The following is a 20,833-nucleotide window of genomic DNA, read 5'->3' as shown; positions in this document are numbered from 1 at the left end:
GTTCCATGACTGAGACGACTCCTTCGAGGCTGGGCTGAGCGCGATCACGGTGCCGAATTGCCTTGCGCTCTGGCGGGTTCCGATGTCGTTGCCGGCCGCCTTGCGGAACTGGCCAGAGCCACCGGTCCGGCTAGGCCGTGGCCACGAGAAGAGCCGGTTTTGCTCAGCCGGAGATTACTGCTAGACGGCCTCGTTGTTTGCGACTTCCGGCGGCGAGTCCTCGCGTTCGCACGGATCGTGTGCCGCCGTGCCGCGAGAGTGACGGTGGTCGCGAGGGCTTCTGCGGGTGCACTGCGTAGGCTAGCGAGGCCGTCGCGGTGAATCCGGGGGATGCGTATGCAACCCCTCGGCATCGCCTGATGATGAGACAGGAAAGTCAGCAAGTGGTCAGCATGAGTCCTGAAGAACCCGGGGGCAGCTGCCTGGCCATGCGACTCGTTGTAGAGTGGCGAAACAGCCTTTGACCTGCAAAAACGCAGGCAGGGAGCCTAAGTTCGGGAGTACCTCGATGCTGCGCACCATGTTCAAGTCCAAGATCCATCGCGCCACCGTCACCCAGGCCGACCTGCACTATGTCGGGTCCGTCACCGTGGACGCCGAGCTCATGGAGGCGGCGGACCTGCTGCCCGGCGAGCTGGTCCATATCGTCGACATCGACAACGGCGTCCGCCTGGAGACGTACGTCATCGAGGGGGAGCGCGGGTCCGGGGTGATCGGGATCAACGGCGCCGCGGCCCATCTGGTGCACCCCGGGGACCTGGTGATCCTCATCAGCTACGCCCAGGTCGAGGACGCCGAGGCGCGGGCGCTCGTGCCGCGCGTGGTCCACGTGGACGCGGCCAACCGGATCGTGGAGCTGGGCTCGGACCCCTCGCAGCCGGTCCCCGGCGGCGACGCCGAGCGCGGCCCCCACGCGGTGCCGGCGCCACGCGGCTGAGCCCGGGAGCCATCGGGGCGCGGGAGGCACCAGAACGCGGGAGCCAACGGGGCGCGGGAGGCACCAGGACGCGGGAGCCGCCGGGGCGCGGGGGTGGCGGCGCGGGGAAAGGGGTACGGCGGTGGGGCCCGGTGTGCTGGTCCCGGTGGCCGGATGCGTGATCCCGCCGCGCGCGGGAAGGCGCCCGGCAGGAACCCGAAGGGGAGCCCGGCCGGGGCTCCGCACGGGCCCGGCGGAACCGCGAGCGGCGCCCGGGAAGCGTGCGGAACGACCGGTCGGCCCCCGACAGGTACGGCAGAACCAGCCAGGGGAGCACGCCATGACCAACCCGTACCCCGACCCCGTCCCGCCCGCGCCGACGCCGGGCCCGCCGGACCCGGTGCCACCGACACCGGTACCGTCCCCCGGGCCCGGGGGACCGGAGCCGGGCCCCGCACCCGGGCCGGTGCCCACTCCGCCGCCGGCGCCCCCGCAGCCGGGACCGCCCCCGCCCGGCCCCGCGCCCGATCCGGTGCCCACCCCGCCGGTGCCCCCGCACCCGGGGCCTCCGCCGGGGCCCTCGCCTGACCCGGTGCCCAAGCCCCCGGGCCCCGAGCCGGTCCCGGGACCCGAGCCGGAGCCCGGCCCGGCGAGCTGAGCCGGGAGAGCGGCGGCAGCGCACACGGCCGGCCCCGGTCGCGGAACGACAGAGTTCCGCGACCGGGGCCGGCCGCTGTCGTCGGGCCGTCGGGCCGTCAGGCCGTCACCTCGGACCTGTCACCGCCCCAGAGCGTGTGGAAGGCCCCGTCCCGGTCGGTGCGCCGGTAGGTGTGCGCCCCGAAGTAGTCGCGCTGCCCCTGGGTGAGGGTGGCCGGCAGCCGGGGTGCGCGCAGGGCGTCGTAGTACGCCAGCGCCGCCGCGAACCCGGGTGCCGGGACGCCCTGCCGGGCCGCCGTCGCCACGACCTCGCGCCAGTCCTCCTGCGCCGCCCCGATCTCCGCCGCGAAGTCCTTGTCGGCCAGCAGGCTCGGCAGCTCGGGCCGTCCGTCGTAGGCGGCCCGGATGCGGTCGAGGAAGGCCGCCCGGATGATGCAGCCGGCCCGCCAGAGCGCGGCCACCGCGCCCGGGTCGACGCCCCAGTCGTACGCCTCGCTGCCCGCCTGGATCTGGTGGAAGCCCTGGGTGTACGAGACGACCTTGGACGCGTACAGCGCCTGCTCCACCCGGTCCGCGAACCGCGCCGCCGCCGCCTCGTCCAGCGGCTCGGCCACCGGGCCGGGCAGCGACCGGGACGCCTCGCGCAGCTCCGCGTGGCCGGAGAGGGAGCGGGCGAACACCGCCTCGGCGATCCCCGAGACCGGCACCCCCAGGTCCAGCGCGATCTGCACGGTCCAGCGGCCGGTGCCCTTCTGCTCCGCCCGGTCGGCCACCACGTCCACGAACGGCTTGCCGGTCTCCGCGTCGGTGTGGGCCAGCACCTGGGCGGTGATCTCGATCAGGTACGAGTCGAGCCGTCCGTCGTTCCAGCCCCGGAAGGTCTCCGCGATCTTGGCGGGGGAGTAGCCCGCCACCTCCCGCAGCAGGTGGTACGCCTCACCGATCAGCTGCATGTCGGCGTATTCGATGCCGTTGTGGACCATCTTGACGAAGTGTCCGGCCCCGTCCGGGCCCACGTGGCTCACACAGGGCGTGCCGTCCGGCGCCTTGGCGGCGATCCGCTCCAGCAGCGGGCCGAGCGACTCGTACGACTCCGCGGGCCCGCCCGGCATGATGCTCGGCCCGTTGAGCGCGCCCTCCTCGCCGCCCGAGATCCCGGCACCGACGAAGTGGATGCCGCGCTCGCGCAACTCCCGCTCCCGGCGCCGGGTGTCCTCGAAGTGCGCGTTGCCGCCGTCGATGATCACATCGCCCGGCTCCAGCAGCGGGACGAACTCCTGGATCACCGCGTCGGTCGGCTCACCGGCCTTCACCATGATCACCAGACGGCGGGGCCGCTCCAGCGCGGCCACGAACTCCTCGGCGCTCCCGGCCGGGACGAAGGTGCCTTCCGAGCCGAACTCCTCGACCAGCGCGTCCGTCCGGGAACGGCTGCGGTTGTGGACGGCGACGGTGAGCCCGTTGCGGGCGAAGTTGCGTGCCAGGTTGCGGCCCATCACCGCGAGCCCGGTGACGCCGATCTGGGCAGTGCCACTCATCTGTGTACTCCTGCATCTCGATATGCGCCCGGCGTACCGCGAGTGCGCCGGGCGCACGCATGTGTCAACCGCACCGTAACTCCTGCCGGTCATCGCCCGTCATCGGTACGCACGGGCACCGGCCGGCCGGGCACCGGACACCCCGGTGGGCGGTGCCGTGCGCCTCGGCCGCCGGCGGTGTGCCTTCCCGTACCCCGCACCGACGCACACCCGCTGAGCGGCACGTTCACCGCAACGCCGGTCCGCCGGGCCGGTCCCGGCCGGGAGTCCCGGCCGGAACAGCAGGCCCCCGGGGAGCGTCATCACCCAGGGTGATCCCCTCGGCCGCCCCTTGTCACGGGCCACCGCCACCCTCTAGCTTGGCCGCCGCCACCCTCTCGTACGGGCGGCTGCTGACGTACCGAGGGGGGACCCCATGGCCGTACGCGGACGACACCGCCGGTATCAGCCCAGCCTTGTCAACCGGGCGTCGCTCGGCCTCACGGCCGGCGGCGCCGGTATGGCGCTCCCCCTGATCGCCGCCGGCCCGGCGGGCGCGGCGTCGGCCGACACCTGGGAGAAGGTCGCGGCCTGCGAGTCGACCAACAACTGGGACGTCAACACCGGGAACGGTTACTACGGCGGTCTCCAGTTCACCCAGTCCACCTGGAAGGCGTACGGCGGTACCCGCTACGCGCCCCGCGCCGACCTGGCGAGCCGGGCCGAGCAGATCGCCGTCGCCGAGAAGGTGCTCGACGGCCAGGGGCCGGGCGCCTGGCCGCACTGCTCGGTGGAGGCCGGCCTCACCCGGGGCGGCGCCGACCCGGAGGTCGCCCTGTTACGGGCGACCCGCGCCGCGGAGAAGCCCGCCGCCCGCCAGGCCGTGGCGACGGCCGGGACCGCCCGGCCGACCGACGTCCCCACCCGGCGGGAGGGGTACACCGTCCGGCACGGCGACTCGCTCTCCGGGATCGCCGCCACCGAGCACGTCCGGGGCGGCTGGCCGGCGCTGTACGCGCACAACCGCGCGGTCATCGGTGCCGACCCCGACCTGATCATCCCCGGCCAGCGGCTCACTCTCCGGGGCGCCCCGGCCGCCAAGCCCGACACCCGGCCCGGCCCGGCGGAGTCCAAACCCGCCACCGCCAAGCCCCGCCCCGCGGGATCCGGCACCGCGTCACCCGTGCCCGCCAAGCCCCGGCCCACGGCCACCCGGCACCCCGACGCGCAGCCCGCCGCCAAGCCGCGCCCCACCAAGACGCGCCCCGCCGAGCGGCCGCACCGGACCGCCGAGCCCCAGGCCGCCAAGCCCGGGCCCGCCAAGCCCCGGCAGGCCGCCCGGCCGGCCCCGGAGCGGCGCGACACCGGGTTCAGCGCCCCGGTCGACGCGGGCCCCAGCACGGCCTACCGCAAGGCCGGCTCCTCCTGGGCCAGCGGCTACCACACGGGCGTCGACTTCCCGGTGGCCACCGGGACCTCGGTACGGGCCGTGGCCGCCGGCCGGGTCGTCTCGGCCGGCTGGGCGGGGTCGTACGGCTATCAGATCGTCATCCGCCACCAGGACGGCCGGTACAGCCAGTACGCCCATCTCTCCGCGCTCACCGTCCGCGAGGGCCAGAGCGTCGGAGGCGGCCAGCGGATCGCCCGCTCCGGCTCGACCGGCAACAGCACCGGGCCCCATCTGCACTTCGAGATCCGCACCGGGCCGGGCTACGGCTCCGACATCGACCCGCTCGCCTACCTCAGGGCCGGGGGAGTCAGCATCTGAGCCACCCGCCCGCCCCGCTCCGGCTCGGCCCCGCTCCGGCCCGCACCGTCATCGCCCCCGTCCGTCCCACGACGGGCGGTGTCGCGCCCGCCTCACCCCGGTCGTCCGGGGAGGCGGGCGTTTGGCGGGTCGGCACCCCGCTGACGTACCATTCGGCTTTTGAAACGTGGCAAACGAGTGATCGAGGAACGGCGACCGCCATGACGGTGACAGACGAGAACGCCATGACGGTGACGGAGGAGGCCCGGGCGCAGGACCTGGCGCAGGAGTGGGGCCCCGGGATCGACCCCGAGCGCCTGGCGGTCTGCCTCGGCGTCCTGGCCGAACTGGACACCCTGGAGGTCGACCACCCGGACGCGATCACCGTCCGCCGCGCGACCGCCGGGATCTACCGCACGGTCAAGCAGCGCCGCCGCCAGGAGCGCCGCGCCGCCAAGACCGCGCACGACAAGGCCGTCACCGAGGCCACCGCCACCGGCTCCGCCGACCGGATCGACGACGAGACCCAGGGGCTGCTGCCCTCGTCCTCGGTGGCCGGCGAGATCGCGGGCGTCCTCCGGCGCCCCCGGTCCTGCTACATCTGCAAGGGCCGGTACGTCGAGGTGGACGCGTTCTACCACCAGCTGTGCCAGAAGTGCGCCGCCGAGAACCGGGCCCGCCGGGACGCCCGCGCCGACCTCACGGGCAAGCGCGCCCTGCTCACCGGCGGCCGCGCCAAGATCGGCATGTACATCGCCCTGCGGCTGCTGAGGGACGGCGCCCACACCACCATCACCACCCGCTTCCCCAGTGACGCGATCCGCCGCTTCAAGGCGATGCCGGACAGCGATGAGTGGATCGGCCGGCTCAAGGTCGTCGGCATCGACCTCCGCGACCCGGCCCAGGTGGTGGCGCTGGCGGACGAGGTGGCGGCCGAGGGCCCGCTGGACATCCTGATCAACAACGCCGCCCAGACCGTACGCCGTTCCCCGGGCGCCTACCGGGAGCTGATCGCCGCCGAGTCCGCCCCGCTGCCGGCCGGCGAGCTGCCGCCCGCCCGGGTCATCGGGGCCTTCGGCAGCGGCGCGGTGGAGACCATGGCCGCCCTGCCCTCCCCGCGCGCCGGGGACACGCTCACCGCCCAGGACGTCACGGAGCTGGCCCTGGTCGGCGGCTCGGCCTCGCTCGCCCGGATCGCGGCGGGCACCGCCATCGACGCCGGCGGACTCGTGCCCGATCTGCACGACACCAACAGCTGGGTGCAGACCGTGAGCGAGGTGGACCCCGTGGAGCTGCTGGAGGTGCAGCTCTGCAACTCCACCGCGCCGTTCATCCTGATCAGCCGGCTCCGTGCCGCGATGGCCGCCTCCCCGGCCCGCCGCACCTACATCGTGAACGTCTCCGCCATGGAGGGCGTCTTCGGCCGGGGCTACAAGGGAGCGGGCCACCCGCACACCAATATGGCCAAGGCGGCGCTCAACATGCTCACCCGCACCAGCGCCCAGGAGATGTTCGAGTCCGACCGCATCCTGATGACCGCGGTGGACACCGGCTGGATCACCGACGAGCGGCCGCACCCCGACAAGGTGCGGCTGGCCGAGGAGGGCTTCCACGCCCCGCTCGACCTGGTCGACGGCGCGGCCCGGGTCTACGACCCGATAGTCCGGGGCGAGCTGGGCGAGGACCTGTACGGCTGCTTCCTCAAGGACTACGCCCCCGGCAACTGGTGAGCCACGGCTGAGCCGGAGGGCCGGCCCCCCGGTCCTCCGGGGCGAGGCGCACGCCGGAGTGCGCCTCGCCCCGGGAACGCCGCCTTGGTGAACTCTCCGGTAACTTCTCCGCTTTGCGCCTCCGCTGTCCGGAACCGTCCGGTGTGACGCGTTCCATCGAGCGCGACCGTGCTCATGTGGTTACTCTGAAGCGAACGGCCGGCCAACGGGGGGCCCACCCGCCCTCCTGCTCCGGCCCTGGGACAGGCCTGCCACCTGAGGCCGCGGTCCCGCCCGACTTCCGGCGCCACCGCGACCGAACGGCACACAGATGTCCCACAGGTTCGCGACACGGAGGAGTGCGCGGTGACACCAGAAGTGACGACGCAGGAGCAGACACCCGGCGAACATGACGAGCGGCCCGGCAGAGCCGAGAAGCTCGGCAGTCTGGACGTGTGGGCCCGGTCCGCTCCCATCCGGCTGGCCGGCTACGAGGACGATCTCGCGGAGCCGCACATCCTGCCCGGCATCGACTGAGCCGCGCGCCCGGCCCCGCCCGTGGTACGACCGTGCCCCCTCGCCGTCCGGCCGGGGGCACGAGCGTTTCCGGCACCGTCTCCGCCGGGGCGCGGCGGTCGGGCAGGGCGGGGCGGGGCCCGTACCGCGCCGGGGCCACGTTCCGCTAGGGGGTCGCGCCCTCCCCGGCGGCCGGGGAGGCCGGGGCCGCCAGCCGGGTGGGCGGCAGGAACTCCCGTACCAGGGTGCGGTGCCACCAGGCCCCCGTCTCCCGCAGCTCGCGCCAGGTGGTGAAGCGGTAACGGTAGAGCCGGGCGCGGATCCTGGCGGGCGGGACGCCCGGGAACGGGTTGTGGCGCAGCAGCCGCAGGGTGTCCCGGTCCCCGTCGAGCAGCCGCTCCACCAGCGGCCCGAACCAGGGGCGGGCGTAGGCGGGGGAGAGGGCGGCGAACCACATCATCCAGTCGAGCCGCAGATGGTACGGGGCGAACTGGCGCGGCAGCCGCCGGACATCACCGGGCTTGCCCCGGAAGCCGTACTCCCGCCACACCGTGTCCGGCCCGTCGGCCGGGCTGTCGGTGCCCTCCACCACGATCTCGTCGCGCACCCGGCCCACCGAGCCGAACGCCCCGTAGGTGTTGACCAGATGCAGCGGGTCGAACGAGCGGTTCATCGCCTGGTTCCGGGAGAGCAGATTGCGGGCGGGGCCCCAACTGCGGACCAGGACCAGGACGGTGACGGCGAGGACCAGCACCCCGTACCAGAGCGGCGGTTCGGGCAGCACCGGGGGGTCGGCCACCAGGGAGCCGTCCACCGCGGCGAGGGCGAGCACGACGGTGAGCCAGTTCAGCCAGGCGAAGTTGCCCGACAGCACCAGCCAGAGCTGGGTGACCACCACCAGTCCGGCCGCCACGCTTGCCACCGGCTGCGGGGTGAACAGCAGGAACGGGACCACCAGTTGTGCCACATGGTTGGCCGCGGTCTCCACCCGGTGCAGCGGCCGGGGCAGCCGGTGGAAGAACCAGCTGAGCGGTCCGGGCATCGGCTGGGTCTCGTGGTGGTAGTAGAGACAGGTCAGATCGCGCCAGCAGGAATCCCCGCGCATCTTGATCAGCCCGGCGCCGAACTCGACCCGGAACAGCAGCCAGCGCAGCAGCAGGAGCACCAGCAGGGGTGGCGCGGTGTCCTCGTTGCCGAGGAAGACGGCGAGGAAACCGGTCTCCAGCAGGAGCGATTCCCAGCCGAATCCGTACCAGGTCTGGCCGACGTTGACGATCGACAGATACAGCCCCCAGAGCACCGCCCAGAGGAGCATCGACACGGCCAGCGGCACCGCGTCCCCGGCCCCCGCGACCAGGGTCAGTGAGAGAGCGGCCCCGCCCCAGGCGCAGAGCGCGAAGAACCGGTCCGAATACCGCCACCGGAAGAGACTGGGCGCCCGGCGCGCCGGAACCCGCCGCAGGAACTCCGGTACGGGCAGGATGCCCCGCTCGCCGATCAGCGCGCGGAACTGGAGCGCCGCGCTCAGGAACGCGACCGCGTACACACCGGCCAGCGCCCGCTGGAAGACCAGCCGGCTCAGCCAGTAGTCGGACGAGGCGAACCACGGGATCCATTCCACCGTCCCCAGTATCCGGCCCCGGCCGGGCAGCGGCGATCGGATGGGCGTCCGCCCGGCCCCGGTACGGCCCCGCCGGCGCCGGTGCCGCACCGGGGCCGGCGCCGGGTCACCGGGCCAGCCGGCGCAGTACGCGGCCGAGCCGGCGGGCGTACGCGCGCTGGCAGGGCGGCACCAGCGGCCCGGCCAGCCGGGTGTACCAGCGGGCCGGGCGGCTGAAGGCGGTGACGGTGAACCAGACGGAGCCGTCCGGCCGCAGTTCCACCAGGAACGCCTCCTCGCCGCACTCCGGGTGCCCGGGCAGGGTGCCGTACGCGAAGCCGGTGCGCTCCGGCTCGTACGCCGTCCAGATCACCCGGCAGGGGGCGACGAGCCCCACCGGCGGGAACCCGAGCGCGACCTTCACCGCCACGCCCGGGGCCGCCCGCTCGGCCCCGGCCCGGATCCGGGCGCCGGAGGCGCGGTGCATGCGCCAGGTGGTGACGGCCGCGCCGGCCGCCGCGAAAGTCTCCTGGCCCCGGCCGATCCGGGTGGCGTACCGCAGCTGGTGGTAGCCGTCCGGCAGCACGGCCGACCGGGTGGCCCCGACCTCCGGATAGCTGAAGCCGGGCCCGCCCCCGGAGGCGCCGGTGCCGCCTGCGCCGCCGGTGCCGCTCTCTGCGCTCTCCGTGCTCTCCGTGCTCTCCGTACGGTCCGGGCGTGCCGCCGGAGTCGTACGAGGGGTGTGCGGGGGCCGGTTCATGCGGCCGTCTCCTTCGTCGGGTCCATCGGATTCATCGGATTCATCGGTACAGCGGGGCACCGGTTCACCGGGCCGGGCCGGGCCGGGCCGGGCAGGGGGGCGGGGCGGGATCAGCGTGGGGCGGCCCCGGCGGGTGCCGTGCCGGAGCCCGCCGGACGGCCGCTCCCGGCCGGGCGGAGGCCGGGTGCCCCGCCGAGCCGCAGCCAGGCCAGGACCGAGCAGAGGGCGAAGCCCAGGGCGTTGCCGAGGCCATGGGTGGCGGCCATCCAGGCCAGGCCGGGGTGCGGAAGCCCGGTCGCCTCGCCCAGCGCCCACCACAGCGCGAGCAGCATGGTGACGACCAGGACCGCCGCCGCCACGGTGAGCAGCGCCCGGGTGGTGCGGTCGCCGCCGGGGCTCACCTCCCGCCGGGTGACCAGCGCCACCGCCCACATCCCGGCGGTCAGGACGAGCGCGCCGGCCAGCTCGGCCCAGTCGTCCACGAAGTAGCCCAGCAGCACCAGCAGGGTGCCGGCGGGCACGCTCAGCGCGGCGAACCGGGCGAGCGGTCCGGCCGCCGCCCGGCAGACCAGCCCGGCCACCAGGGCGGCGGCGAAGCCGGCGAAGTGGAAGTGCGGCACGGTCAGCGCCAGGATGCCCAGGCCGAAGCCGAACAGCGGGTGCCCGGCACGCTCCGCGACCAGCGCGAGCGCGGCGATCGCCGGGCACCCCAGCGCGGTCGCCACGGCGAGGTCGTACGGGGTGAGGGAGCGGTCCCGCAGCACCCGGAGCCCGGCGCAGAGGAGCAGGCCCGCCGCGCCGAGCGCGTAGCAGAGGGCGAGCGTGGTGGCCGGTGCTCCGCGCGGCAGCCAGAGGCAGACGGCGCCCGCCACCGCGCCGGGCGGCCACAGCCGGCGCGCGGTCGGCAGTCCGGGTGCCTCCAGCAGCCGCAGCCCCAGCGGCACGATCACCAGCATCCCGAGCATCACGATCAGGCCGACCAGTACGGACACGCCGCGCGCCTCTCCGGGCCCCTGGGGGAGCCCCGCATGTTGAACACGTTCAATTCACTGTCACGCCGACCCTAGACCCTCTTTTGAACGCGTTCAAGACAAGGGTCGTCCTGTCGGCCCGGCAGCGGTCCGGCGGGCGGCCGTCGCCGTCCGGGGCGGGCCTCGGGCACCGGCCCCGGGCGCCGAGGAGAGGCCCGGCCGGCCGCTGGGCCGTACCGGTGGCCGGTGCCCCGTTCGGCGTCCTTCCGGTGGTGCGACGCCCCCGGGTGCGGCAGACAGGGAGATCCGATCAAGGCGAAAGGTCCGGACGGGCCGGGAGCCGGACAAGAGCACAGACGAGAGTGCAGACAGGTCGAAGAGGGAGATTTCGCGTGCGTTCACCGACACGTCGCCGCCGGTACCGGGTGCCGGCCGTCCTCGCCGTCGTCCTCGCCGGGCTGCTGAGCGCGGGCTGCGGCAGCGAGGCCGAACAGGGCACGGCCGGCACCGAGCGGGTGGCCGCCGGCAAGGAGCTCTACCTCCAGGCGGCCGACGTTCCCGGCCCCGACCCCTTCACCTCGTCGACCGCCGTCGCGGCCCCGGCGCCCCGGGCGGTGCCGCCCCGGGCTCCCGCCGGAACCGCGCCGGCCGACGGCACGACCTCCGGCCCCGACGTCTCGGGCGCCACCCCCGGCCTGTACGGCGGCACCCGGGGGGCCGCGAGCTGCGATCTGGCGCGGCAGACCCGTCTGCTGACCGAGGACCAGGCCAAGGCGCGGGCCTTCGCCCAGGCCGCCGGGGTCGCTCCGGCGGGGCTCGCCGGCTGGCTGCGCGGCCTCACCGCCGTGACGCTGCGGGCCGACGCCCGGGTGACCAGCCACGGCTACCGCGACGGCGCGGCGTTCCCGTTCCACGCCGTCCTCCAGTCGGGCACCGCGGTGCTGGTGGACCAGTACGGGGCACCCCGGGTGCGCTGTGCCTGCGGCAATCCGCTGCGCCAGCCCTCGGGCGGCGGGGGCGCGGTGGAGCGCGGCAAGCGGTGGGAGGGTTACCGGCCCGACCGGGTCATCACCGTCGCTCCCACCCAGCAGATGATCGACAATCTGATCATCGCCGACACCGCCGCCAACACCTGGATCGAGCGCAGGACCGGCACCTCCGGTGACCAGGACAAGCAGCCTGCCACCGCGCCCCCGGGCTCCCCTTCCGACCGGGACGTCGCGGAGTCCTCGGTGGCCCCGGTCCCGGTGCCCACCCGGCCCGGCGCTGACGAACCCGCCGGCTCCGGCGCCACCGCGCCCGGCTCCGCCGTGCCGGCCCCGGACGCGGGCGGGTCCACCGGGGCCGACCCGGTGCCCCAGGACCCGGCGCCCGAGCCGGACGCCGGGTCCGGAGCGGTGCCCGGGGAGCCGGAGGGTGGCGGCGGCATGGAGCCGGACTCCCCGGAGCCGGACGACCCGGGCGCTCAGGCGCCGGACGCCCAGGACCCGGAGTTCGCCGTGCCCGGGATCTCCGGCGGCGACGTCCCCGAGCCGGACGCGGAGTCCGGCGGGGCGGACGGCTCCTCCTCGGCCGGACCCGGCCCGGACGGCGGGGGCGCCCCCGGTGCGCCGGGCGAGGGCGAGGACGCCGGAGCGGTGGTCATCGAGGGCTGAGCCCGCCCCGGGGCGGGTGCGCCCGCGCCGGACCAGGGGCTGAGCCCCGCCCGGGGCGGTGCGGCCCTTGCCGGGCCCGGGGACCGGGTCCGCCCGGAACGGATGCGCCCGTGCCGGACCGGTCTGCGCCGAGCCGTCCCGGGACCCGGCTCGGCCATGCCCGTCCCTTCCGCCCCGGACCGGGGCCGAGGCCGCCCGGGAGGGGGCGCCTGGCCCGCCCTTCCCGGGTCCGACGGAGGCCGGATCCGCCCCGCGCCGGCCCTCCGGCCCGCCCCTCCCCGCGCCGGACCGAGGTCGATAAACCCGACAAACAGTGGCAGAGTGGCCCCATGGTTGATCCGGCGGCGGACGCGCTGTCGCTCCCCGAGGACTGGCCCGCCCAACCGGATCTGAGCCTGTCCCTCAATCGCATGGGCTGCTTCGACTGGGACCTGGCGAGCGGGCGGATGCACCTCGGCCAGGCGGCGCTCGAGGTGTTCGACATGGACCCGGCGGCGTACGACGGCCGACCCGCGAGTCTCGCCGCCCGGGTGCCGCCGGACGAGGCCATCCGGCTGGACGGCCTGGTGGCCCAGGCGCTCAAGAGCGGGGACGCCGAGTACGGCACCTACTTCCGGGTCCGGCGCCGCGACGGAAGCCTGCGCTGGGCCCATACCCAGGGCGTCGTCCGCCGGGACGAGACCGGCCGGCCGCACCGGATCATCGGGGTCGTCCGGGACGCCACCCGGGAGCTGGCGGAATCCACCGCCCGGGCCGAGGTGGACCTGGAGCGGCGGCGGCAGACCAGCGTGGTGGAGGCCACCACCGCCGCCCTCGCCCACGCCCGGACCGTGGGCGACGTCATCGACGTGCTGAACGACTCGCGCGGGCTCGCCCACCTCGGCGCCACCAGTGTGGTGATGGGGCTGCTGGAGACCGGCCGGATCCATCTGGTGGCCGACGGCCCCGAGGGCGCCCATGTGCCCGGCACCCGTTACACCCGGGTGGACGAGCAGTATCCGATGAGCGAGGTGGTCCGGACGCTGACGCCCCGGTTCATCGAGTCGCCCGAGGACTTCGCCGCCTCCTATCCGATCCTGTGGCCGCACATCAGCGGGCTCGGGATCACCTCGGCCGCCTATCTCCCGCTGATCGCCCAGGCCCGGCCCATCGGCGCCATCGGGCTGCTCTACGACGACAAGGACGGCTTCACCCCGGACGACCGCAATGTGCTGGTCGCGCTCGGCAGCAGCATCGGGCAGAGCATCCAGCGGGCCATGCTCTTCGAGCAGGAGCACGACCTCGCGGAGGGGCTCCAGCAGGCGATGCTGCCGCGCCGCATCCCGGCCGTCCCGGGCGCCCGGATCGCGGTCCGCTACCGCTCCGCCCGGCTGGGCCGGGACATCGGCGGCGACTGGTACGACATCATCCCGCTGCCCGGCGGCCGGGTCGGCGCAGTCATCGGGGACGTACAGGGGCACGACACCCACGCGGCGGCCGTGATGGGCCAGCTGCGGATCGTGCTGCGGGCGTACGCGGCCGAGGGCCACCCGCCCGCCACCGTGATGGCCCGGGCCTCGGTCTTCCTGCACGAGCTGGACACCGACCGGTTCGCCACCTGCACCTACATGGAGGCCGACCTGGCGACCGGGGTGCTCCAGGCGGTACGGGCGGGCCATGTCGACCCGCTGCTCCGGGACACCGACGGGAGCTGCCGCCGGCTGCCGCTGCCCGGCGGACTGCCGCTCGGCCTCTCGGCGGAGTTCGGCCGGCTCGACTACCCGGTCAGCACCCTGGAGCTGGACCCCGGCCAGGCGCTGCTGCTCTACACCGACGGACTGGTCGAACAGCCGGGCGCCGACCTGGACGAGGGCATGCGCTGGCTCACCGCCCTGGTGAACCGGGGCCCCCGGGACCTCCAGGAACTGGCCGACCGGCTCTGCCAGGTGGTGGACGGCCGGGGCGGCGAGGACGACGTGGCCATTCTGCTGCTGGGCCGGACCGGCGGCGCCCGCCCCGGCGCCGGGGGCCGGCTCCGGCAGCACGTCGGCCAGGGCGACCCGGAGGCGCTCGGCTCCGCCCGGCACATGATCCGCGCCGCGGTCCGTGCCTGGGGCGCGGAGGAGCGGTCGGACGAGATCGAGCTGGCGGCCGATGAGCTGATCACCAACGCCCTGGTGCACACCGACGGCGGAGCGATCCTCACCCTCCGGATGCCGCCGGGCCCCGACCGCCGGCTGCGGGTGGAGGTGGAGGACCGCTCCAGCGCCCTGCCCCGCCGCCGCGACCCGGGGGAGTCCGGGCTCTCCGGCCGGGGGCTGCTCCTGGTGGACCGGCTGGCGGACCGCTGGGGTGTGGAGCCGCGCGGCGGCGGCAAGTCCGTCTGGTGCGAGTTCGCCGTACCCCCGGCGCCGGACGCGGACCACCCGGAGCCATGACCGCCGCCGGGGCGTACCGGCGGCCCCGGCCGCTCCCGCGCCACCGGTGCCACGACGGCCCGGAGCCGCCCCCGTTCGGCCCGGTGCGACGACCGACCCCGGTCCGCCTCCGCGCCGCCGCCGGTGCCACGGCGCCCCGGCCCGCTCCCGCCTCGCCGGTGTCACGACGGCGCGGGCCCACCCCCGCGCTTGGTCCGTTCCGGGCGGATCGCGACCGGGGCGCGGAACCCGGGCGTCCGGGCGGGAAGAGCAGCGGGGACGGCCGGGACGGCGGCCGACCGGCGCGGAAGGACGGGCAGCCATGGCGAGCGAGCAGCACCGGCACCACCCGGAGGGCGGCCACGAGCGCGGCCACAGCGGCCGGGGCGGGCACGGCGGCCACGACCGCCGTCACGGCCGCCCCGGCGCGGCCGGCCGCGCCGGCCCGGGGGCCGAGCGCGACCTGGAGCTGAACCCGCTCTTCAGCCGGGAACCGGTGACCGTGCCGCGCTACGCGCTCCCGGACGGCGAGATGGCGCCCGAGGTCGCCTATCAGCTGGTCCACGACGAACTGATGCTCGACGGCAATGCCCGGCTCAACCTCGCCACCTTCGTCACCACCTGGGCCGACCCGTACGCCCGGCGGCTGATGGCCGAGTGCGCCGAGAAGAACATGATCGACAAGGACGAGTACCCGCAGACCGCCGAGCTGGAGACCCGCTGCGTCCATATGCTCGCCCGGCTCTGGAACGCCGAGGACCCCCGGCACGCCACCGGCTGTTCCACCACCGGCTCCAGCGAGGCCGCGATGCTGGGCGGACTCGCCCTCAAGCGGCGCTGGCAGCGGCGGCGCCGGGCGGCCGGGCTCCCGGCCGACCGGCCCAATCTGGTGATGGGCGTCAACGTCCAGATCTGCTGGGAGAAGTTCGCCGACTACTTCGAGGTGGAGCCCCGGTACGTCCCCATGGCGGGCGACCGCTACCACCTCACCCCCGAGACGGCGGTCGCGCTCTGCGACGAGAACACCATCGGCGTCGTCGCCGTGCTCGGCTCCACCTTCGACGGCAGCTACGAGCCGGTCGCGGAGATCGCCGCCGCCCTGGACGGCCTTCAGGAGCGCACCGGGACCGACGTACCGATCCATGTGGACGGGGCCTCCGGCGCCATGATCGCCCCGTTCCTCGACCCGGAGCTGCGCTGGGACTTCCGGGTGCCGAGGGTCGCCTCCATCAACACCTCCGGGCACAAGTACGGCCTGGTGATGCCCGGCGTCGGCTGGGCGCTCTGGCGGGACGCCGACGCCCTCCCGGAGGACCTGGTCTTCCACGTGAACTACCTGGGCGGCGACATGCCCACCTTCGCGCTCAACTTCTCCCGCCCCGGCGCCCAGGTGGTCGCGCAGTACTACCACTTCCTCCGGCTCGGCTTCGACGGCTACCGCCGGGTCCAGCGGACCTGCCGGGAGGTGGCGACCCGGCTCTCCGCCCGGATCGCGGAGCTGGGACCGTTCGACCTGGTCACCGACGGCTCCGAGGCGCCCGTCTTCGCCTTCCGGCTGCGCGACGGCGTGGACCACTACAGCGTGTACGACGTGTCCGCCGCCCTGCGCGAGCGCGGCTGGCTGGTGCCCGCCTACACCTTCCCGGCCGACCGCACCGACCTGGCCGCCCTGCGCGTCGTCGTCCGCAACGGCTTCGGCCACGACCTCGCGGACCTGCTCCTGGCCGATCTGCGCCGGGCGGTGGAGCGGCTGGACCGGGGGAGCGCCCCGCAGCGCACCGCCGAGGACGCCGGCGGCTTCGCCCACGGCGCCGAGACCAAGAATCCCCGCCGCCCCGGCCGCCACTGACCCCCGCCGGCCGGGGGCCGTCGCGGATTCCGGCTCCGCCGGTCCGGCACGCCCGGACCGGCGGCCGCCCCGGCCGGGTGCGCCCCGGCCGGCCGTCCCCGGCACCGCCCACCGCCGCCGGGGAACCGGCCCGGCCACCTCCATCGATCCGACCACCACCAGGGACATCGCATGTGCCGACTGTTCGGGCTCAGCAGCGCACCGCGCCGCACCCATGCCACCTTCTGGCTGCTCGACGCCCCCGACAGCCTCCGGGGCCAGAGCCACCGTGACCCGGACGGCACCGGGCTCGGCCACTTCGCCGCCGACGGCAGCCCGCGCGTCCACAAGGCGCCCATCGCGGCCTTCCGCGACCGGGAGTTCGCCACCGAGGCCCGGGAGCTCTGCTCGGCCACCTTCCTGGCCCATGTCCGGTACGCCTCCACCGGCGGACTGGACCCGCGCAACACCCATCCGTTCGTCCAGGACGGGCGGCTGTTCGCGCACAACGGGGTCGTCGAGGGGCTGGACGCGCTCGACACCGAGCTGGGGCCGGACCGGGAACTGGTCGCGGGCGACACCGACTCGGAGCGGTTCTTCGCCCTCATCACCCGGGAGACCCGGGCCTGCGGCGGGGACGTGACGGCCGGGATCACCCGGGCGGCCCGCTGGATCGCCCGCCAGCTGCCGGTCTTCGCCCTCAATCTGGTCCTGATCACCCCCGACGGCCTCTGGGCGCTGCGCTATCCGGAGACCCACCGGCTGTACGTGCTCCGCCGGGGCGCCGGCGGCCCGCACGGCGACCGGCACCTGGACCACAGCGGTACGGCCGGCCGGCTGCGCGTCCACTCCGGGGAACTGGCCGGCGCGCCGGCCGTCGTGGTCGCCAGCGAACGGATGGACGACCATCCCGAGTGGCGGCTGATGGCCCCGGGCGAGCTGCTGCACGCCGGACCGGACCTCACCGTCACCTCCCGGATCGTGCTGCCCGACCCCCCGGCGCACCCGCTCACCCTGGCCGCCCTCCGCCCCGAGGCGGCCGCCTCCCAGACGACGGCCTGACCCCCGCCCGGGGCCGGGCGCCGCGCGCGCCCCGGGCCCGCTCCGGCGCGCGCGTACCGCCGCCCGCTGCGGCAGTCTGGAACCATGCCCGAACTCCCCGAGGTGGAGGCCCTGCGCGAGTTCCTCGACGGCCAGCTGGTCGGCAAGGAGATCGCCCGCGCCCTGCCCGTCGCCATCAGTGTGCTCAAGACGTACGACCCGCCGCTCTCCGCGCTGGCCGGCACCACCGTGGAGACCGTGGCCCGGCACGGCAAGTTCCTGGACATCGGCGCGGGCGGGCTCCATCTGGTGATCCACCTCGCCCGCGCGGGCTGGCTCCAGTGGAAGGACGTCCTCCCCTCCGGGCCGCCCCGCCCCGGCAAGGGCCCGCTCGCCCTGCGGGTGGCGCTCACCGGCGGGGACGGCTTCGACCTCACCGAGGCGGGCACCACCAAGCGCCTCGCCGTCCATCTGGTCCGGGACCCGGCCGAGGTGCCGGGGGTGGCCCGGCTCGGTCCCGACCCGCTCGTCCCGGAGTTCGACCGGGCCGCCTTCACCGCGCTGCTGGCGGGGGAGCGGCGCCAGATCAAGGGGGCGCTGCGCGACCAGGGGCTGATCGCCGGCATCGGCAACGCGTACAGCGACGAGATCCTGCACGCCGCCCGGATGTCGCCCTTCAAGCCCGTCCAGAATCTGACCGAGGAGGAGACCGGACGGCTCTACGAGGCGATGCGCACCACCCTGGGCGAGGCGGTGGACCGCTCGCGCGGCGTGGCGGCCGGGCGGCTCAAGGCCGAGAAGAAGAGCGGGCTGCGGGTGCACGGGCGCACCGGCGAGCCGTGCCCGGTCTGCGGCGACACCGTCCGGGAGGTGTCGTACAGCGACTCCTCGCTCCAGTACTGCCCCACCTGCCAGACCGGCGGCAAACCGCTCGCCGACCGCCGGCTCTCCCGGCTGCTGAAGTGACCCGCCGCCGGGCCGCCGCCCCCGTTCGGTGAGCCGGAACGGCCGCCCGGCCGTCCGGGCGCATCGGAACGGCGCCCCGGCCGTCTCCCGCCGCCCCCGGCTGTCCCTGGATCCGTCCGAACGGTGCCCCTGCCGTCTCCCGCCGCCCCCGGCTGTTCCTGTCTGTCCCCGGCTGTTCCTGGATCCGTCCGAACGGTGCCCCTGCCGTCCCCCGCCGCCCCCGGCTGTCCGTGGACCCGTCGCCCCGGCTGCCCCCGTCGCCCGGCCGCCCCCGGACCACTCCCAACAGCCGCCCCCGGCCCGCCCCGGCCGGCCGCCGGCGCCCCGACGGGCCCGGGCGTGAGGCGAGCCGCCCAGCCGGCCGCCTCCGGTGCCGCCCGGGCCCGGGTACCTCCCCGCTTACGGCCGCCAGGTCACCAGCGGCTCGCCGTCGTCCGCCGACCGGACCTCCAGCCGGTCGATCTCGGCGCGCCGCAGGGCGGTGGCGCTCTCCAGCACCGGGGCGCCCTCCGCCCCGTACACGCCCCAGGTCAGCACCGGCTGCTCGGACCCGTCGGCGCCGACCACCACCAGCTCGCAGACGCGCGGTCCGGTCACCCCGGTCATCCGCAGCGCCACCTCGGTGCCCCAGGGCCGGTCCCGCAGCGTCACCGCCGCCGAGGGGCGCGGGGCCGCCGGTTCCACCCGGCCGGACAGCAGCACCGCGCCGGGCACCGCCACGGCCACCGCCGCGACCGCCGCCACCAGCCGCGGCCGCAGCCGGACGACCGGTGTCCGGCGCGGCCCCGGCCCCCGCCGTCCCCGCCGTCCGCGACCACGCCCGCCCGCCCCCGTGCCCCGGCCGCCGCCCGTCCGTACCCCTGGCAGCGGCTCCAGCGGGGCCCGCCCGGCCAGTTGGGCCAGCGCCGCCACCGGCACCGCGAACCCGGCCAGCCGGCCGGCGCACGGCAGGCACCGCGCGAGATGCTCCTCGCAGGCGAGCGCGTCGGCCGGCTCCAGCAGGCCCAGCGCATGGGCGGCGACATCCTGGTGCCGCTCCCGCAGACTCATGGGTGGGTGCCCCTCGTTTCGCGCGTGACCGGTCTCGTCCGGCTGCCACCAGGAGTACGCGTACCGTCCGCTCAACGCTCAACTTTCCACCCCACCGGAACCGCCGGCCTCCTACACTCCGCTCATGCTGCGTGTACTGGCCGTCGACGACGAGGAGCCCGCCCTCGCGGAACTGCTGCATCTGCTGCGCGCGGACCCCCGGGTGCGCGGCGCGGAGGGCGCCGGCGACGCCGCCGGGGCGCTGCGCCGCATCGGCCGGGCCCTGGACGCCGGTCCCGACGGGGCGGAGGCGATCGACGTCGTCTTCCTGGACATCCATATGCCCGGCCTCTCCGGGCTTGACCTCGCCCGGCTGCTCGGCGGGTCCGCCCGCCCGCCGCTGATCGTCTTCGTCACCGCCCACGAGGGCTTCGCCGTCCGGGCGTTCGACCTGCGGGCGGTGGACTACGTGCTGAAGCCGGTCCGGGCCGAGCGGCTCGCGGAGGCGGTGCGCCGGGTGAGCGAGCTGACCGAACCGCCGCCCGCCACCGCGCCGGTGGAACAGATCCCGGTCGAACTCGGCGGCGTCACCCGCTTCGTCCCGGTGGACGACATCGCGTATGTCGAGGCCCAGGGCGACTACGCCCGGCTCCACACCGACGAGGGCAGCCATCTGGTCCGCATCCCGCTCGCCGTCCTGGAGGAGCGCTGGGCGGCGCGCGGCTTCGTCCGGATCCACCGCAGCCATCTGGTCGCCCTGGGCCGGATCGACGAACTGCGGCTGGACGCCGGGGTCACCACCGTCCGGGTCGGCGCCGCCGAACTCGCCGTCAGCCGCCGCCACGCGCGCCATCTGCGTGAGCTGCTGATGAGCCGGGTACGTGGCCGGCGGCGTCCCTACGAGAGCGCCGGCGGTCCGTGACCCCGGGCGGCGGCCGAGCGCCGACGGTCCTGATCCTCGGTCCCGGCCGAGCGCCGGCGGTCCGTGACCCCGGTCCTGGCCGGGCGCCGGCGGCCCTGATCCCCGGTCCCGGCCGAGCGCCGGCGGCTCCTGATCCCCGGTCCCGACCGTTCCCCCGACGGGCTGTTCCGGACCGCCGCCGCTGCGTAGACTCCCCACGCGGCCGGCCCACGTCACTGCCCCGTACCGGCCCCGTGCCCGCCCGTGCCACCGCCCGCCGCCGCACCCCGAGCCACCCACCCCCCCCCCCCCCCCCCACCCGAGCCACTCCCGGATCACGATGCCCGCCGAAGCGGCCCCCCGCGCCCGGGCCCCCCGGGCCCCGGCCCCCCGGGGGGGGCCCCCGGGGCCGGGGGGGGGGCGGGGGGGGGACGGCGGGCGGGGGGGGGGGGGCGCGGGGGGTGGGCCCGGGGGCCCCCCCCCCCCCCGCCCCCGGGGGGGGGGGGGGGGGGGTGCGGGGGGGGGGGGGGGGGCGCGCGGGGGGGGGGGGGGGGGGGGGGGGGGGGGGGGGGGGGGGGGGGGGGGGAGGGGGGGGGGGCGGGGCCGGGGGGGGGGGGGGGGGGA

Annotated in this window: 15 protein-coding genes; 10 read left to right on the top strand and 5 right to left on the bottom strand. The window is 75.9% G+C overall.

Translation table 11 applies throughout. The features are described from left to right. Positions 1–508: 508 nt before the first annotated feature. Positions 509–937 carry an aspartate 1-decarboxylase gene (gene panD / locus NX801_RS17425; protein ID WP_258788664.1) on the top strand — a complete coding sequence of 143 codons (429 nt, stop codon included), beginning with the start codon at positions 509–511 and terminating at the stop codon, positions 935–937. A 734-nt stretch (positions 938–1,671) separates the two neighbouring features. Here the strand turns inward: panD and gndA are convergent. Continuing rightward, positions 1,672–3,111: an NADP-dependent phosphogluconate dehydrogenase gene (gene gndA / locus NX801_RS17420; RefSeq protein WP_258788663.1), complete on the bottom strand. Its 1,440-nt coding sequence runs from the start codon at positions 3,109–3,111 to the stop codon at positions 1,672–1,674. Positions 3,112–3,526: 415 nt separating this feature from the next. Here gndA and NX801_RS17415 point away from each other — a divergent pair, with 415 nt between their 5' ends. From NX801_RS17415 to NX801_RS17405, 3 genes are all read left to right on the top strand, one after another. Further along, positions 3,527–4,858 carry a transglycosylase family protein gene (locus tag NX801_RS17415; RefSeq protein ID WP_258788662.1) on the top strand — a complete coding sequence of 444 codons (1,332 nt, stop codon included), beginning with the start codon at positions 3,527–3,529 and terminating at the stop codon, positions 4,856–4,858. 224 nt (positions 4,859–5,082) lie between these two features. After that, complete coding sequence (locus tag NX801_RS17410; RefSeq protein ID WP_258788800.1) at positions 5,083–6,567, top strand: SDR family NAD(P)-dependent oxidoreductase; 1,485 nt, start codon at positions 5,083–5,085, stop codon at positions 6,565–6,567. A gap of 345 nt (positions 6,568–6,912) precedes the next feature. Further along, positions 6,913–7,083, top strand: a complete 171-nt coding sequence (locus tag NX801_RS17405) for a hypothetical protein (RefSeq protein WP_258788661.1) — start codon at positions 6,913–6,915, stop codon at positions 7,081–7,083. Between the two features lie 145 nt (positions 7,084–7,228). Here NX801_RS17405 and NX801_RS17400 read toward each other — a convergent pair whose 3' ends face one another. From NX801_RS17400 to NX801_RS17390, 3 genes are all read right to left on the bottom strand, one after another. After that, positions 7,229–8,683, bottom strand: coding sequence for a lipase maturation factor family protein (locus NX801_RS17400; protein ID WP_428986172.1), 1,455 nt, complete (start codon positions 8,681–8,683; stop codon positions 7,229–7,231). A gap of 106 nt (positions 8,684–8,789) precedes the next feature. Further along, on the bottom strand, positions 8,790–9,422 hold the full coding sequence (locus NX801_RS17395; protein ID WP_258788660.1) for a DUF1990 domain-containing protein: 633 nt from the start codon (positions 9,420–9,422) through the stop codon (positions 8,790–8,792). Between the two features lie 110 nt (positions 9,423–9,532). Further along, positions 9,533–10,414 carry a YndJ family protein gene (locus tag NX801_RS17390; protein ID WP_258788659.1) on the bottom strand — a complete coding sequence of 294 codons (882 nt, stop codon included), beginning with the start codon at positions 10,412–10,414 and terminating at the stop codon, positions 9,533–9,535. A gap of 371 nt (positions 10,415–10,785) precedes the next feature. On the opposite strand from NX801_RS17390, the gene NX801_RS17385 reads away from it, so the two are divergent. From NX801_RS17385 to NX801_RS17365, 5 genes are all read left to right on the top strand, one after another. After that, positions 10,786–12,048, top strand: coding sequence for a DUF6777 domain-containing protein (locus NX801_RS17385; RefSeq protein WP_258788658.1), 1,263 nt, complete (start codon positions 10,786–10,788; stop codon positions 12,046–12,048). 329 nt (positions 12,049–12,377) lie between these two features. Beyond that, complete coding sequence (locus tag NX801_RS17380; protein WP_258788657.1) at positions 12,378–14,465, top strand: SpoIIE family protein phosphatase; 2,088 nt, start codon at positions 12,378–12,380, stop codon at positions 14,463–14,465. A 301-nt stretch (positions 14,466–14,766) separates the two neighbouring features. Further along, positions 14,767–16,293 (top strand): glutamate decarboxylase, encoded by a 1,527-nt coding sequence (gad, locus tag NX801_RS17375; protein WP_258788656.1) that lies wholly within the window; start codon positions 14,767–14,769, stop codon positions 16,291–16,293. A 171-nt stretch (positions 16,294–16,464) separates the two neighbouring features. Then, complete coding sequence (locus tag NX801_RS17370) at positions 16,465–17,334, top strand: class II glutamine amidotransferase (protein ID WP_258788655.1); 870 nt, start codon at positions 16,465–16,467, stop codon at positions 17,332–17,334. Between the two features lie 84 nt (positions 17,335–17,418). Beyond that, the gene (locus NX801_RS17365; protein ID WP_258788654.1) at positions 17,419–18,279 is read left to right on the top strand and encodes an Fpg/Nei family DNA glycosylase; all 861 of its coding nucleotides are present in this window, start codon (positions 17,419–17,421) and stop codon (positions 18,277–18,279) included. Between the two features lie 399 nt (positions 18,280–18,678). On the opposite strand, the gene NX801_RS17360 is transcribed toward NX801_RS17365, so the two are convergent. Beyond that, complete coding sequence (locus NX801_RS17360; protein WP_258788653.1) at positions 18,679–19,329, bottom strand: anti-sigma factor; 651 nt, start codon at positions 19,327–19,329, stop codon at positions 18,679–18,681. Positions 19,330–19,453: 124 nt separating this feature from the next. Between NX801_RS17360 and NX801_RS17355 the strand changes: the two genes are divergently transcribed. After that, positions 19,454–20,230 carry a LytR/AlgR family response regulator transcription factor gene (locus tag NX801_RS17355; RefSeq protein ID WP_258788652.1) on the top strand — a complete coding sequence of 259 codons (777 nt, stop codon included), beginning with the start codon at positions 19,454–19,456 and terminating at the stop codon, positions 20,228–20,230. The last annotated feature ends 603 nt before the right edge of the window (positions 20,231–20,833 follow it).

It is taken from the genome of Streptomyces pyxinae (genome assembly GCF_024756275.1).
Classification (GTDB): domain Bacteria; phylum Actinomycetota; class Actinomycetes; order Streptomycetales; family Streptomycetaceae; genus Streptomyces; species Streptomyces pyxinae.
The sequence above is the reverse complement of the archived record's forward strand: the minus strand, read 5'-3'. Positions and strand labels throughout refer to the sequence as shown.